General features: G+C 63.3%; 11 protein-coding genes. 7 read left to right on the top strand and 4 right to left on the bottom strand.

Going from position 1 to position 13452, the window contains the following annotated elements; genetic code table 11:
- Both HY852_RS15220 and metF read right to left on the bottom strand, forming a co-directional pair.
- On the bottom strand, positions 1 to 487 hold a 487-nt coding region (locus tag HY852_RS15220), incomplete at its 3' end, for a homocysteine S-methyltransferase family protein (RefSeq protein ID WP_291605594.1).
- A gap of 6 nt (positions 488 to 493) precedes the next feature.
- Positions 494 to 1408 carry a methylenetetrahydrofolate reductase [NAD(P)H] gene (metF, locus tag HY852_RS15215; protein ID WP_291605593.1) on the bottom strand — a complete coding sequence of 305 codons (915 nt, stop codon included), beginning with the start codon at positions 1406 to 1408 and terminating at the stop codon, positions 494 to 496.
- 370 nt (positions 1409 to 1778) lie between these two features.
- Here metF and HY852_RS15210 point away from each other — a divergent pair, with 370 nt between their 5' ends.
- Positions 1779 to 2798, top strand: coding sequence for an LLM class flavin-dependent oxidoreductase (locus HY852_RS15210; protein ID WP_291605592.1), 1020 nt, complete (start codon positions 1779 to 1781; stop codon positions 2796 to 2798).
- A 133-nt stretch (positions 2799 to 2931) separates the two neighbouring features.
- Here the strand turns inward: HY852_RS15210 and HY852_RS15205 are convergent, their stop codons facing one another.
- The gene (locus HY852_RS15205) at positions 2932 to 3792 is read right to left on the bottom strand and encodes a prephenate dehydratase (RefSeq protein ID WP_291605591.1); all 861 of its coding nucleotides are present in this window, start codon (positions 3790 to 3792) and stop codon (positions 2932 to 2934) included.
- A 21-nt stretch (positions 3793 to 3813) separates the two neighbouring features.
- Positions 3814 to 4554: a 3-deoxy-manno-octulosonate cytidylyltransferase gene (locus HY852_RS15200; protein ID WP_291605590.1), complete on the bottom strand. Its 741-nt coding sequence runs from the start codon at positions 4552 to 4554 to the stop codon at positions 3814 to 3816.
- 203 nt (positions 4555 to 4757) lie between these two features.
- Between HY852_RS15200 and HY852_RS15195 the strand changes: the two genes are divergently transcribed.
- The 6 genes from HY852_RS15195 (at position 4758) to HY852_RS15170 (ending at position 13247) form a co-directional block, all read left to right on the top strand.
- Positions 4758 to 5315: a cytochrome c family protein gene (locus HY852_RS15195; RefSeq protein WP_291605589.1), complete on the top strand. Its 558-nt coding sequence runs from the start codon at positions 4758 to 4760 to the stop codon at positions 5313 to 5315.
- Positions 5316 to 5522: 207 nt separating this feature from the next.
- Positions 5523 to 7424 carry an extracellular solute-binding protein gene (locus HY852_RS15190; RefSeq protein ID WP_291605588.1) on the top strand — a complete coding sequence of 634 codons (1902 nt, stop codon included), beginning with the start codon at positions 5523 to 5525 and terminating at the stop codon, positions 7422 to 7424.
- Between the two features lie 14 nt (positions 7425 to 7438).
- Complete coding sequence (locus HY852_RS15185) at positions 7439 to 9310, top strand: extracellular solute-binding protein (protein ID WP_291605587.1); 1872 nt, start codon at positions 7439 to 7441, stop codon at positions 9308 to 9310.
- Between the two features lie 3 nt (positions 9311 to 9313).
- The gene (locus tag HY852_RS15180; protein WP_291605586.1) at positions 9314 to 10423 is read left to right on the top strand and encodes a microcin C ABC transporter permease YejB; all 1110 of its coding nucleotides are present in this window, start codon (positions 9314 to 9316) and stop codon (positions 10421 to 10423) included.
- The gene (locus HY852_RS15175; RefSeq protein ID WP_291605585.1) at positions 10423 to 11601 is read left to right on the top strand and encodes an ABC transporter permease; all 1179 of its coding nucleotides are present in this window, start codon (positions 10423 to 10425) and stop codon (positions 11599 to 11601) included. The genes HY852_RS15180 and HY852_RS15175 overlap by 1 nt, the downstream gene beginning before the upstream one ends.
- Before the next feature lie 8 nt (positions 11602 to 11609).
- The gene (locus tag HY852_RS15170; RefSeq protein ID WP_291605584.1) at positions 11610 to 13247 is read left to right on the top strand and encodes an ABC transporter ATP-binding protein; all 1638 of its coding nucleotides are present in this window, start codon (positions 11610 to 11612) and stop codon (positions 13245 to 13247) included.
- The last annotated feature ends 205 nt before the right edge of the window (positions 13248 to 13452 follow it).

Genomic DNA, 13452 nt, shown 5'->3' with positions numbered 1-13452 from the left:
GCAATTCGTCGAAGCTGATGGCGCGGAAGCCGGGATTGCTGACGTCGGGCGAGATCGAGGCGGTGCGGTTGGTCGGCCCGATCGCGCCGGCGACGAAGCGCGGCCGGCCGTCCTCGGCGGCGACGCGCTTCGCCGCATTGCGCGCGAGCCGCGCGCCTTCGCGGTTGAGCTCGTAGACAATGTCGGTGAGGTCGTAGTCGGCCTGCGCGATCGAAGTGGAGGAGAAGGTGTTGGTCGCGACGATGTCGGCGCCCGCGCGCAAATAGGCGGCGTGGATGTCCTCGATCGCCTGCGGCTGGGTCAGGATCAGGAGGTCGTTGTTGCCGCGGAGGTCGCGATCGAAGTTCTTGAAGCGCTCGCCGCGGAAGGCGGCTTCGTCGAACTTGAGGGCCTGGATCATCGTGCCCATGGCGCCGTCGAGCACCAGGATGCGTTCGCGGGCGGCTTTGAGCAGCGCAAGGCGCTTATCGGAGGCAGGCACGGTCATGTCGGTTCAGGCGGCTTTCTGGGCGCTTCTGGCGCGGATGCCGAGCAGGTGGCAGATCGCGAACACGAGATCGGCGCGGTTCATGGTGTAGAAATGGAAGGTGTCGACGCCATGCTTGGCGAGCTTGTGCACCTGGCCGGCGGCGACGCTCGCCGCGACCAGCCGCCGGGTGTCGGGATCGTCCTCGAGGCCCTCGAACTTTTCCGCCAGCCAGTGCGGCACGCTGGCGCCGGCGCGCTGGGCGAAGTTCGCGGCCTGCTTGAAATTCTGCACGGGGAGGATGCCCGGCACGATCGGGATCTCGATGCCGTGCGCGCGGACGCGATCGAGATAGCGGAAGTAGAGATCGTTATCGAAGAAGAACTGGGTGATTGCCCGCGACGCACCGGCGTCGACCTTGGCCTTGAGCGTGTCGAGATCGGCATCGAAGCTCGCGCTCTCGGGATGCTTTTCCGGATAGGCGGACACCGTCACCTCGATGTCGGGATAGCGGCGTTTGATGCTGGCGACGAGATCGGCGGAGGAGCGATAGCCCTGCGGGTGGGGCGTGTAGAGGCCGCCGATGCCGCTGGCCGGATCGCCGCGCAGCGCCACGATGTGGCGGACGCCGACCTGATGGTAGCGCGCCACGACATCGTCGACGTCGGCGCAGGGCGCATCGACGCAGGTGAGGTGGGCGGCCGGCGTCAGGTGGGTTTCGGCGAGGATGCGGGAGATGGTGGCGTGGGTGCGCTCCCGGGTCGAGCCGCCGGCGCCATAGGTCACCGAGACGAAATTCGGGTGGAGCGGAGCCAGCCGCTTGATCGTCTCCCACAGATTCCGCTCCATCTCCTCGGTCTTGGGCGGAAAGAACTCGAAGGAGATCGCGGGCGCCTTCAGCTCGGGATGCCCATCGGCGGCTGGGGGCGTAGGCTCGGTCATGACACCACAAACTCCACGGGACGGAACGGTCCGGATGTTACTGCTGCGGGCGCTAAGATAAGCCAAACGAGGCAAGCCAAACAGCCCATTGGGTGTGGGAAGTGGCCCAATATCGTTGAAATATATCCACGCAATGCTTCAGGTGTGGGACGGGTTTTGGCGCAGCTTAGACCTATGATATTGATACGCAAAGTAAATCTAATGGTATGGTATTGCCGTGGAGTCAAAAAGTGGTGGGAACAAGGGTCTCGTCATAATTCTGGAACCTTTCGTCCCATTCATTGCGCCATGGCCGCAGCGAATGGCTTGCACGCCTGCTCTGCGCCGCGTCCGGCTTTGTGGCGTCCGGCAGGCAGACTAGCTTACGCCCATGATCCCGCTCTCCGTCCTCGATCTTTCCGTCGTCACCACCGCCACCCGGCCGGCAGCGGCGCTCCGCAACAGCATCGACCTGGCGCGTCATGTCGATGGCCTCGGCTATCTCCGCTACTGGCTGGCGGAGCACCACAACCTCGCTTCGGTGGCGAGCCCGGCCCCCGACGTCATGATCGGGCAGATCGCCGCGGTGACCAAGCGCCTGAGGGTCGGCGCCGGCGGGGTGATGCTGCCGAACCACGCCCCGCTGGTGGTGGCCGAGCGCTTCAAGATGCTGGAAGCGCTGTTTCCCGGCCGCATCGATCTCGGCCTCGGCCGCGCCCCCGGCACCGATGCCGCGACGGCTTACGCCCTGCGCAGCCGGCTCGCCGGCCGCGATGGCGACGACTTCCTCGAGCGCCTGCACGAACTGACCCTGTGGGAGACGCGCGATTTTCCGCCGGGCCATCCCTACAACAACGTCGTGGCGATGCCCGACGACACGCCGCTGCCGCCGATCTGGCTGCTCGGGTCGAGCGACTATTCGTCCGAGCTCGCCGCCCAGGTCGGCATGGGCTTCGCGTTCGCGCATCACTTCGCAACGCACGAAGCCGTCGACGCGATGATCAACTACCGCACGCGTTTCAAGGCCTCTGGCTGGCGCTCGACACCGTATGCGATCCTGGCGGTCGCGATCATCGCGGCGGAGAGCGATGAAGAAGCGGAAAGGCTGGCCTCCTCGTTCGAGCTCAACCGGCTGCGCCGCGACCGCGGCCAGTATCTGCCGCTGCCGAGCGTGGAGGAGGCGCTGGCCTATCCCTACACCGACGCCGATCGCGCCTCGATCGCGCGCAACGGCTCGCGCCTGTTCGTCGGCAGTCCCGCGACCGTGATCCAGAAGCTCGAGCCGCTGATTGCCGCCACCAGACCCGACGAGCTGATGGTGATCACGGCCGTCTACGACCACGAGGCGCGCAAGCGCTCCTATAGCCTGCTCGCGGAAGCGTTTGGCCTGGTGAAGAAGGAAGTGGCGTGACCGCCATCTCCGTCATTCCGGGGCACGCGCGTAAGCGCGTGAACCACGATGCGCAATTGCGCATCGGGGAATCCAGAAGTTGTGTGGCGCGAGATTCCGGGTTCGGTCCTGCGGACCGTCCCGGAATGACGACTTATTCCAGGCTCTCACTGAACGTGGCGCGGAAGGGGTGGGCAGGATAGACGCCGACGATGCGCAATTCGCGCGAGAAGAATTTCAGCTCCTCCAGCGCAAAGGCCAGCCCCTTGTCATGCGGATGCCCGTCGACGTCGGCATAGAACTGGGTGGCGAAGAAATTGCCGTCGACCATGTAGCTTTCGAGCTTGGTCATGTTGACGCCGTTGGTGGCAAAGCCGCCGAGCGCCTTGTAAAGCGCCGCCGGCAGGTTGCGCACCCGGAAGACGAAGCTCGTGACCAGCGGCCCCGAGCCTTGCCCGGCCCATTTTTCTTCACGGGCCAGCACGACGAAGCGCGTGGTGTTGTGGACCTCGTCCTCGACGTCCTCGGCGAGGATGTCGAGGCCGTAGATCTCGGCGGCAAGGCGCGAGGCGATCGCGGCGACGCGCTTGTCGCCCCGCTGGGCGATATCGCGCGCGCTGCCGGCGGTGTCGGCGGCGACGATCGGCTTGACGCCGAGCCTGCGGATGATGCGCCGGCACTGGCCGAGCGCATGGACGTGGCTTTCCACGCTCCTGATGTCGGTGAGTTTCGCCCCGCGCGGCGCCATCAACTGGTGACGGATCGGCAGGAACCATTCACCGACGATGAACAGGCCGGATGCCGGCAGCAGATGGTGGATGTCGGCGACGCGTCCCGCCACCGAGTTCTCGATGGGGATCATGCCGAGATCGGCTTCCCCCAAGGCGATCGCCGACAGCGCGTCCTCGAAGGTCGGGCAGGGCATCGGCTCGGCATCGGGAAAGGCTTCGACAATGGCGATGTGGGAATTGGCCCCCGGCTCGCCCTGGAATGCGATCTTCATCTTCTGGCTCATGGCGGGCCTTGTATCACCCGCTCAGCTTTTGGAAAGTATCCGCCGCGCGGTTTCGAGGTCGGCGGGGGTGTCGACCCCGCGCGGCACGGTGTCGACGATGGTGATGTCGATGCGCATGCCCGCCTCGAGTGCCCGGAGCTGTTCGAGCTTCTCCTGCTTCTCCAGGGGCGAGGGCGGCAGCGCCACGAAGCGCTCCAGCGCGGCGCGGCGGTAGGCGTAAAGGCCGATGTGGTGATAGCGCGGCCCGTCGCCATAAGGCGCGATCGCGCGGGTGAAATAGAGCGCGCGCATCCGCCGGCCGCCGAGCGAGGTTCCGACCGCCTTGACGACGTTCGGGTTGGTGCTCTCCTCCTCGCTGTGAATCTGGGCCGCCAGGGTGGCGATATCGACCGCGGGATCGGACAGTGGAGGCAGCACGTCGCGGATATTGTCCGGCGCGATGGTCGGAAAATCACCCTGCAGGTTGACCACGATCTCAGCCTCACCCTTTGGGTCGAGCTTGCCCAACGCCTCGTGAATGCGGTCCGACCCGGAAGGGTGGTCGGGGCGGGTCATCACGACCTCGCCCCCATGCGCGGTGACAGCCCGCGCGATCTCCGGCGTGTCGGTCGCCACCGCGACCCGGCCGATGCGCGCGGCTTCCGCCCGGCGCAGCACGTGCACGATCATCGGCAGGCCGGCAATGTCGAGCAGTGGCTTGCCCGGCAGGCGGGTGGCGGCCATGCGGGCCGGAATCAGTACCAGGGTACGGGAATCGGTCATCCGGGAAAGCCTGGGAATGGGGCGAACGATATGCCGGAAGTGGATGGGGATGCGGTGAAAGTCGGGGCGTTTTAACGGGTTGCCAGAGCACGGGCAAACCGATATCTGATCGCTGCTCGGGGGAACGGTACCTGAAGGCCTATCTCTGGGCGCATCATGCGACTCAGTCGCACTCTTATTTCCTCCGCGGAGCCTGATCCGAAATGGACTCCTTCGAACTCAACAAGATCATCGGCGCCGTTCTGGCGACCTGCCTCCTTATCCTGGTGACGAACTTCACCGCCCACGCGCTGTTCACCCGCCAGGCGCCGGAAAAGCCGGGCTTTGCGATCGCTGCGAAGGAAGAGCCCAGCGCCGGGTCCAAGGAAGCCCCCGCCGCCGCGGCCGGCTCGGAGCCGATCGAAAAGCTCCTGCAGACCGCCTCGGTCGAGAAGGGCGCGGCCGCGGCCAAGAAGTGCACGGCCTGCCATACCTTCGAAAAGGGCGGCCCCAATCGCGTCGGTCCGAATCTCTTCGGCATCGTTGGCGACCATATCGGCGAGGGCCGCGGCGGGTTCAATTTCTCGGCTGCCATGAAGAGCAAGGGCGGCGCATGGGGCTTTGATGAACTGAACAAGTTCATTGCCAATCCCAAGGGCTATGTTCCGGGGACGGCGATGGCGTTCGCCGGTATTTCGAAGGACAGCGAGCGCGCTGACCTGATCGCCTATCTCAATACGTTGTCGGATAACCCCAAGCCGCTGCCGACGGCCTCGAAGTAAACTGTTCGGAAGTTTGGCGCGACCAACGGCCAGGCCCAGCCTGGCCGTTTCCGTTTAGAGGCTCCGCGTTCTCGCCGATCGGGGCGTTTCGTCGCATTCCCAGGGCCGGCCGGCTTCCAACATGAGGAAAAAGCAACACAATCGGTCGAAACCTTGCCTATATTGGGCACTTAATTGGGTAACCTCCCTCACGACAGGAACGTTCATTTGGCAATTACCCGACGCGATCTCCTGCTAACCGGCGCTGCGGCCGCGACGATCCCGGCCCTTGGTTCCGCGGCCGGTCTCCCCACCATCCGGCAAGCCGAGGCGCAGGCGGCGGGCGAAATACCGTGGCGCCATGCACTGTCGCTGTTCGGCGACGTCAAGTACCCGGCCGACTTCAAGCATTTCGACTACGTCAACCCCGATGCGCCCACGGGTGGCGTCGTTCGACAGATCGCCATCGGAACATTCGATAATTTCAACTATGTCGTTTCCGGCGTGAAAGGTGCGCTCGCGGCGCCGGTTACGCTCATCTACGAAACGCTGATCACCTCCGCCATGGATGAAGTCTCGACGGAGTACGGGCTGCTGGCCGAGGCTGTAGCTCATCCCGGCGATTTCTCGTTCGTCGTCTATCGACTGCGCCCGCAGGCAAGATGGCACGACGGCAAACCGGTGACGGTCGAGGACGTGATCTTCTCGCTGGAGGCGCTGAAGAAGAATCATCCGTTCTATTCGGCCTATTACAGGCACGTCGTGAATGCCGAGAAGATCGGTGATCGTGACGTCAAATTCACATTCGACGCGCCGGGAAATCGCGAACTTCCACAGATCCTCGGTCAGCTTGTCGTTATGCCCAAGCACTGGTGGGAGGGGACTGACGCGCAGGGGCGCAAGCGCGATGTAGCTGCGACTACGCTCGAGATTCCGCTGGGTTCGGGTGCATATCGGATCAAGGAGTTCGTCGCCGGCCGCACCCTCGTGCTGGAGCGGGTCAAGGACCATTGGGGGCGTGATCTCAACGTCAATGTAGGACGCAACAATTTCGACGAACTGCGCTACGAATATTTCCGCGACGCGACCGTCGCGATCGAGGCGTTCAAGGCCGACCATGTGGACTGGCGCTTCGAGAACAGTGCGAAGAACTGGGCGACCGCCTATGATTTTCCGGCGGTTTCCGAGAAGCGGGTGCTGCTGGAGGAGTTTCCCAATCGCAGCTCGGGAATCATGCAGGCTTTTGCACCGAACCTGCGCCGCGCCAAATTCGCCGATCCCAGGGTGCGCCGGGCGCTCAACTATGCGTTCGACTTCGAGGAAATGAACAAGCAGATTTTCTTCGGTCAATACAAGCGCATCAGCAGCTATTTCGATGGCGCCGAAGAGCTGATGGCAACCGGTCTGCCGCAGGGAAAAGAGCTCGAGATCCTTGAGGGCGTGCGTGCAGAAGTTCCGCCTGAGGTCTTTACGACTGTCTACAGCAATCCGGCCGGAGGCAGCCCGGAAGCCGTGCGCGAGAATCTGCGCGAAGCGATGCGCCTGTTGAAGGAGGCCGGCTATGAGGTGCGTGATCGAAAGCTGGTCGATACCAGGACCGGCACGCAGCTCGCTTTCGAATTGTTGAGCCAGGATCCGACCTTCGAAAGGGTGATGCTGTTCTACAAGCCGTCGCTCGAAAGGCTTGGCATCGCGGTCAGCGTGCGTACGATCGATCCAACCCAGTACGAGAACCGGCTTCGCGAATGGGATTTCGATATTGTTGTCGCCTCCTGGGCGGAGTCCTTGTCGCCCGGCAACGAGCAGCGTGAATTCTGGGGATCAAGAGCCGCCGATATGGCCGGCTCGCGCAATGTCGTGGGGATCAAGAATCCTGCGATCGACAAGCTGATCGATCGCGTAATCTACGCCAAGGACCGCGGCGAACTCGTGGCCGCGACCAAGGCGTTGGACCGCGTGCTGCTTTGGAACCATTACGTTGTGCCGCAGTGGAATTATCCGAAGCAGCGCACGGCGCGCTGGGATCGCTTTGGCCGTCCGGCGGAATTGCCCAAGTACGGCCAGTCGGCATTCCCCGCAATCTGGTGGTACGACGCGGACAAGGCGGCCCGGATCGCGAAGAAATCGTGAAGGATATCTGCCGCATGGCGCAGCTTTCCCGCCGGCACGTGCTCGCCCTCGGCGCCGGCGCCGTCAGCGTCTCTTTCTTGCGCGGGGCGGCGGCTTCCGAGCAGGAATCCGCGGCGCACGGCATGTCGGCGTTCGGCGATCTCAAATACCCGGCCGATTTCCACCATTTCGATTACGTCAATCCCGACGCCCCGAAGGGCGGCACCTTTTCCCTCATTCCGTCGACCCGGGCCTATAACCAGTCCTACCAGACCTTCAATTCGCTCAACGTCTTCATTCTGAAAGGCGACGGGGCGCAAGGCATGGACATGACCTTTGCGTCGTTGATGGCTCGGGCAAATGACGAGCCCGATGCGATGTATGGGCTTGCGGCGAAGTCGGTGCACATCTCGCCCGACGGGCTGGTCTATCGTTTCACGATGCGTCCCGAGGCTCGCTTTCACGATGGCAGCAGGCTGACGGCCCACGATGCCGCGTTCTCGCTGACGACCTTGAAGGCCAAGGGCCACCCTCTGATTCTCGTGCAGATGCGCGACATGGTCGGCGCGGAGGCGCTGGATGATACGACGCTGGTCGTGACCTTCGCGCCGAAGCGCGCGCGTGACGTGCCTCTTTATGTCGCCGGCCTGCCGATCTTCTCCAAGTCCTATTATTCCAATCGGCCGTTCGAAGAATCGACGCTGGACATTCCGCTCGGCTCCGGCCCCTACAAGGTCGGGAAATTCGAGGTCAATCGTTTCATCGAGTTCGAGCGGGTCAAGGATTGGTGGGGCGCCAACCTGCCGGTTTGCCGGGGTAGCTACAATTTCGACGTGGTGCGCTACGAGTTCTATCGCGATCGCGACGTCGCCTTCGAGGGCTTTACCGGCAAGAGCTATCTGTATCGCGAGGAATTCACCTCGCGCATCTGGGCGACGCGCTATGACTTTCCCGCAGTAAAAGATGGACGCGTCAAGCTGGAGGTCTTGCCCGATGATACGCCCTCGGGCGCCCAGGGCTGGTTCATCAACACTCGCCGGGACAAGTTCAAGGATCCACGCGTGCGCGAGGCGCTGATCCATGCCTTCGACTTCGAGTGGACCAACAAGACCATCATGTACGGTGCCTATGCGCGCACCGTCTCGCCATTCCAGAACTCGGACATGATGGTGAAGCGCGGTCCGCCCTCGCCGGAAGAATTGAAGCTCCTGGAACCGTTCCAAGGACAGGTTCCCGAAGAAGTGTTCGGGGAGCCGTTCGTGCCTCCTGTCTCGGATGGATCCGGACAGGATCGCACCATGCTTCGCAAAGCGCAACAATTGCTGAACGAGGCCGGGCTGCCCATCAAGGATGGCAAGCGTCTCCTGCCCAACGGGGAAATCTTCCGAATAGAGTTTCTTGGTGACGAGCCCTCGTTCCAGCCGCATCACGCACCGTATATCAAGAATCTCGCCACGCTTGGCATCGAAGCGACGCACCGTCTGGTAGATGCCGTGCAATACCGTGCGCGCGTCGAAGACTTCGATTTTGACATGACGGTGCAGCGCTTCAGCATGTCGGCGACGCCGGGCGACGCCATGCGTGCGTTCTTCTCGTCCCAGGTGGCATCCACCAAGGGATCATACAACCTCGCCGGCATCGCCAGTCCGGCCATCGATGTCATGATCGAAAGGATCATCGCGGCGGCTAATCGCGCTGACTTGACCGTTGCCTGCCATGCGTTCGATCGGTTATTTCGCGCCGGCCGCTATTGGGTCCCGCAATGGTATGCCAAGACACACCGGCTGGCCTATTGGGATCTGTTCAGACACCCGGCAAAGCCGCCGCGCTACGCCCAGGGCGTCGGCTCGCGGGAGAATTGGTGGTTTGATGCTGCAAGAGCGGCCAAGATCGAGCAGGCGAAATAGCCCATGAGCGTCTACATCGCCCGTCGTATCCTTCTGATGATCCCGACCCTGCTCGGGATCCTCTTCGTTTCCTTTGTCGTGGTGCAGTTCGCACCCGGCGGCCCGGTCGAGCGCGTGATCGCGCAGCTCTCGGGCGCCGATACCGGTGGCACCTCCCGCATCTCGGGCGGCGGCGACTTCGCACAGCGGGCGCCAGGGCAGGTCGGCGCCGCGGCTGATGCCGTTAGTTCGAAGTATCGCGGCGCGCAGGGGCTTGATCCGGATTTCATCAAGAGCCTGGAGAAGCAATTCGGCTTCGACAAGCCGGCGCCGGAACGCTTCCTGCTGATGGTGTGGAATTTCGCCCGCTTCGATTTCGGCAAGAGCTACTTCCGCGATGTCAGCGTGATCCAGCTCATCAAGGAGAAGCTACCGGTCTCGATGTCGCTCGGCATCTGGATGACGTTGCTGACCTATCTGATCTCGATTCCGCTCGGCATCCGCAAGGCGGTGAAGGACGGCTCAAAGTTCGATACCTGGACGTCGGCGGTGATCATCATCGGCTTCGCAATCCCCGGCTTCCTGTTCGCGATCCTCCTGATCATCCTGTTCGCCGGCGGTTCGTTCTTCAACTTGTTTCCGCTGCGCGGACTGACGTCGGACGGCTGGTCGCAGTTTCCCTGGTACTGGAAGATCATCGACTATTTCTGGCACCTCACGCTGCCGCTGGTCTCGATGGCGCTGGGCGCGTTCGCGACCATGGCGCTGCTGACCAAGAACTCGTTCCTGGACGAGATCCGCAAGCAATATGTGATGACCGCGCGCGCCAAGGGCTGCAGCGAATGGCAGGTGCTTTACGGTCATATTTTCCGCAACGCGATGCTGATCGTGATCGCCGGGTTCCCAAGCGCCTTCATCCACGCCTTCTTTTCCGGCTCGCTCCTGATCGAGACCATCTTTTCGCTCGACGGGCTCGGCCTGCTTGGTTTCGAGAGCGTGCTCAACCGCGACTATCCGGTGGTGTTCGGAACGCTCTACATCTTCTCGCTGGTCGGCCTCGTGGTGAATCTGATCTCCGACCTCACCTACATGTGGATCGATCCGCGGATCGATTTCGAGGCGCGGGAGGTCTGATGACGGTCACTGCGCCCACCCCGATCGAAACGACCACGCGTTCGCCGCTCGGCGAAGCCGTCCCGATCACGAACAAGGCATTTGTTCCGTCGCCGCTCAACAAGCGGCGCTGGCAGAACTTCAAGGCGAACCGGCGCGGCTATTGGTCGTTCTGGATCTTCATGACGCTGTTCGTCGTCTCGCTGTTTGCCGAGCTGATCGCCAACGACCGGCCGTTCTTGATCAAGTTCGACGGAAAGCTGTACTGGCCGGCCTTCGTTACCTATTCGGAAACCACTTTCGGTGGCGACTTCGAGACGGCAGCCGACTATCGCGATCCCTATTTGCAGAAACTGATCGCGGACAAGGGCGGCACCATCGTCTGGCCGCTGATCCGTTACTCCTATCATACCCATAACCTCGATCTGCCGACGCCGGCGCCGTCGCCGCCGACGTGGATGCTGACCGAGGCGCAGTGCAAGCCGGTGGTCGAGAAGAAGGGCCTGAAGAGCTGCCGCGATCTCGAATACAACTGGCTTGGGACCGACGACCAGGGTCGCGACGTGGTCGCGCGCCTGGTCTACGGCTTTCGCATCTCGGTGCTGTTCGGGCTCAGCCTGACTATCATCTCCTCGATCATCGGCATCGCCGCGGGCGGCGTGCAGGGCTATTTCGGCGGCTGGATCGACCTCGGCTTCCAGCGCTTCATCGAGATCTGGACGGCGATCCCCTATCTTTATCTGCTGCTTATCCTGTCCTCGGTGCTGGTGCCCGGATTCTTCGTCCTGCTCGGCATCCTCTTGCTGTTCTCCTGGGTTTCGCTGGTCGGACTGGTTCGCGCCGAATTCTTGCGCGGACGCAACTTCGAATACATCCAGGCGGCGCGCGCGCTCGGCGTGTCCAACGCCGTCATCATGTTCCGCCACCTGTTGCCGAACGCGATGGTCGCGACCATGACCTTCCTGCCGTTCATCGTCTCCTCCTCGGTGATGACGCTGACCGCTCTCGACTTCCTGGGCTTCGGCCTGCCGCCGGGCTCGCCGTCGCTTGGTGAATTGCTGTCGCAGGGCAAGGCCAACGTGCAGGCGCCCTGGCTCGGCTTCTCGGGCTTCTTTGCCGTGGCGATCATGCTGTCGCTACTCATCTTTATCGGCGAAGGGGTGCGCGACGCCTTCGATCCGCGCAAGACGTTCAGGTGAGGGCGGCGATGGACACGATCAACCAGCCCCTGTTGTCTGTGCGCGATCTCTCGGTGGCCTTCCACCAGCCGAGCGGCTCAACGCTCGCGGTCGACACGATCTCGTTCGAGATCAAGCGCGGCGAATGCGTGGCCCTGGTCGGCGAGTCCGGCTCCGGCAAGTCGGTCAGCGCGCTGTCGATTCTGAAGCTGCTGCCCTATCCGACGGCCTCGCACCCGTCCGGCAGCATCCGCTTCAACGGACGCGAGCTGCTCTCCCTGTCCGAACACGAGATGCGCGGAATTCGCGGCAACGACATCTCGATCATCTTCCAGGAGCCGATGACCTCGCTCAATCCGCTTCACACCATCGAGGCCCAGATCGGCGAGATCCTGCAGCTGCACAGCGGCATCAGCTCGGCAGACGCGCGCAAGCGCACATTGGAGTTGTTGACCCAGGTCGGCATTCCCGACCCGGAGACGCGGCTGAAGAGCTATCCGCACCAGTTGTCGGGCGGCCAGCGGCAGCGCGTCATGATCGCGATGGCGCTTGCCAACAAGCCGGATCTCCTTATCGCAGACGAACCCACTACTGCGCTCGAAGTCACCGTGCAGGCGCAGATCCTGGCCCTGCTGGCGCAGATCCGGGCGCGACACGGCATGAGCCTGCTCTTCATCACCCACGATCTCGGGATCGTGCGCCGCATTGCCGATACCGTCTGCGTGATGAACGGCGGCAAGATCGTCGAGCAGGGACCGGTGGAACAGGTGTTCGGTGCGCCGAAGCATCCCTATACGCGCGACCTGCTTGCGGCCGAACCGAAGCCCGACCCCGCGCCGCCGCAGCCACAGGCGCCCGTGGTGATGTCCGCGAATGATCTGAAGGTCTGGTTTCCGATCAAGCGCGGCCTGCTGCGCAAGACGGTCGGCCATATCAAGGCCGTCGACGGCGTCAGCATCGCGGTACGCAAGGGCGAGACGCTCGGCGTCGTCGGCGAATCCGGCTCCGGCAAGACCACGCTGGGACTGGCGCTGCTCAGGCTGATTTCCTCCAACGGCCCGATCGTCTTTCTGGGCAAGGACATCCAGGGGCTGCGCTTCAAGGAGATGCGCCCCTTCCGCCGCGACATGCAGATCGTGTTCCAGGATCCGTTCGGCTCGCTGAGCCCGCGCATGTCGGTCGGCGACATCGTCGGCGAGGGCCTGTCCGTGCACCAGCCCAATCTGTCGCGCGGCGAGCGCGAGACGCGCGTGGTCAAGGCGCTGCAGGACGTCGGGCTCGATCCGGACACGCGTTTCCGCTATCCGCACGAATTCTCCGGCGGCCAGCGCCAGCGCATCAGCCTCGCCCGCGCGGTGGTTCTGGAGCCGGATTTCGTGGTGCTGGACGAGCCGACCAGCGCGCTGGACATGCTGTTTCAGGCGCAGATGGTCGATCTGTTGCGCGAACTGCAGCGCAAGCGTCACCTGACCTACATGTTCATCTCGCACGACCTGCGCGTGGTGGCCTCGCTCGCCAGCCATCTCATCGTGATGCGCGGCGGCAAGGTGGTGGAGGAGGGGCCGGCCTCCGAGCTGTTCAAGAATCCGAAGAGCGACTACACGCGCGCCCTGTTTGCCGCAGCGTTCCGGCTGGAGACCGCCGGCAATGGCGCGGTGGCGACCTGAGGGCTGGTGGGCGGTCTCTTTGCGGCCCGAGACGCCCGCCTTTGGCGGGCTCCTCAGAGGGTGTGAATCTTCTGAGGTTGCGACGTTCCAACCCTCATGGTGAGGAGCGCCGAAGGCGCGTCTCGAACCATGAGGCCCGGACCCGGGCCTTCATCCTTCGAGACGCTTGCTTCGCAAGCTCCTCAGGATGAGGAGATACGGCTCG

This window comes from Bradyrhizobium sp. (genome assembly GCF_016213215.1).
Classification (GTDB): domain Bacteria; phylum Pseudomonadota; class Alphaproteobacteria; order Rhizobiales; family Xanthobacteraceae; genus Bradyrhizobium.
The sequence above is the reverse complement of the archived record's forward strand: the minus strand, read 5'-3'. Positions and strand labels throughout refer to the sequence as shown.

Bases quoted from the DNA above. Each gene is read 5' to 3' on its own strand.
- metF (WP_291605593.1), bottom strand. From the start codon at position 1,408: ATGACCGAGCCTACGCCCCCAGCCGCCGATGGGCATCCCGAGCTGAAG.
- HY852_RS15210 (WP_291605592.1), top strand. From the start codon at position 1,779: ATGATCCCGCTCTCCGTCCTCGATCTTTCCGTCGTCACCACCGCCACC.
- HY852_RS15205 (WP_291605591.1), bottom strand. From the start codon at position 3,792: ATGAGCCAGAAGATGAAGATCGCATTCCAGGGCGAGCCGGGGGCCAAT.
- HY852_RS15200 (WP_291605590.1), bottom strand. From the start codon at position 4,554: ATGACCGATTCCCGTACCCTGGTACTGATTCCGGCCCGCATGGCCGCC.
- HY852_RS15195 (WP_291605589.1), top strand. From the start codon at position 4,758: ATGGACTCCTTCGAACTCAACAAGATCATCGGCGCCGTTCTGGCGACC.
- HY852_RS15185 (WP_291605587.1), top strand. From the start codon at position 7,439: ATGGCGCAGCTTTCCCGCCGGCACGTGCTCGCCCTCGGCGCCGGCGCC.
- HY852_RS15180 (WP_291605586.1), top strand. From the start codon at position 9,314: ATGAGCGTCTACATCGCCCGTCGTATCCTTCTGATGATCCCGACCCTG.
- HY852_RS15175 (WP_291605585.1), top strand. From the start codon at position 10,423: ATGACGGTCACTGCGCCCACCCCGATCGAAACGACCACGCGTTCGCCG.
- HY852_RS15170 (WP_291605584.1), top strand. From the start codon at position 11,610: ATGGACACGATCAACCAGCCCCTGTTGTCTGTGCGCGATCTCTCGGTG.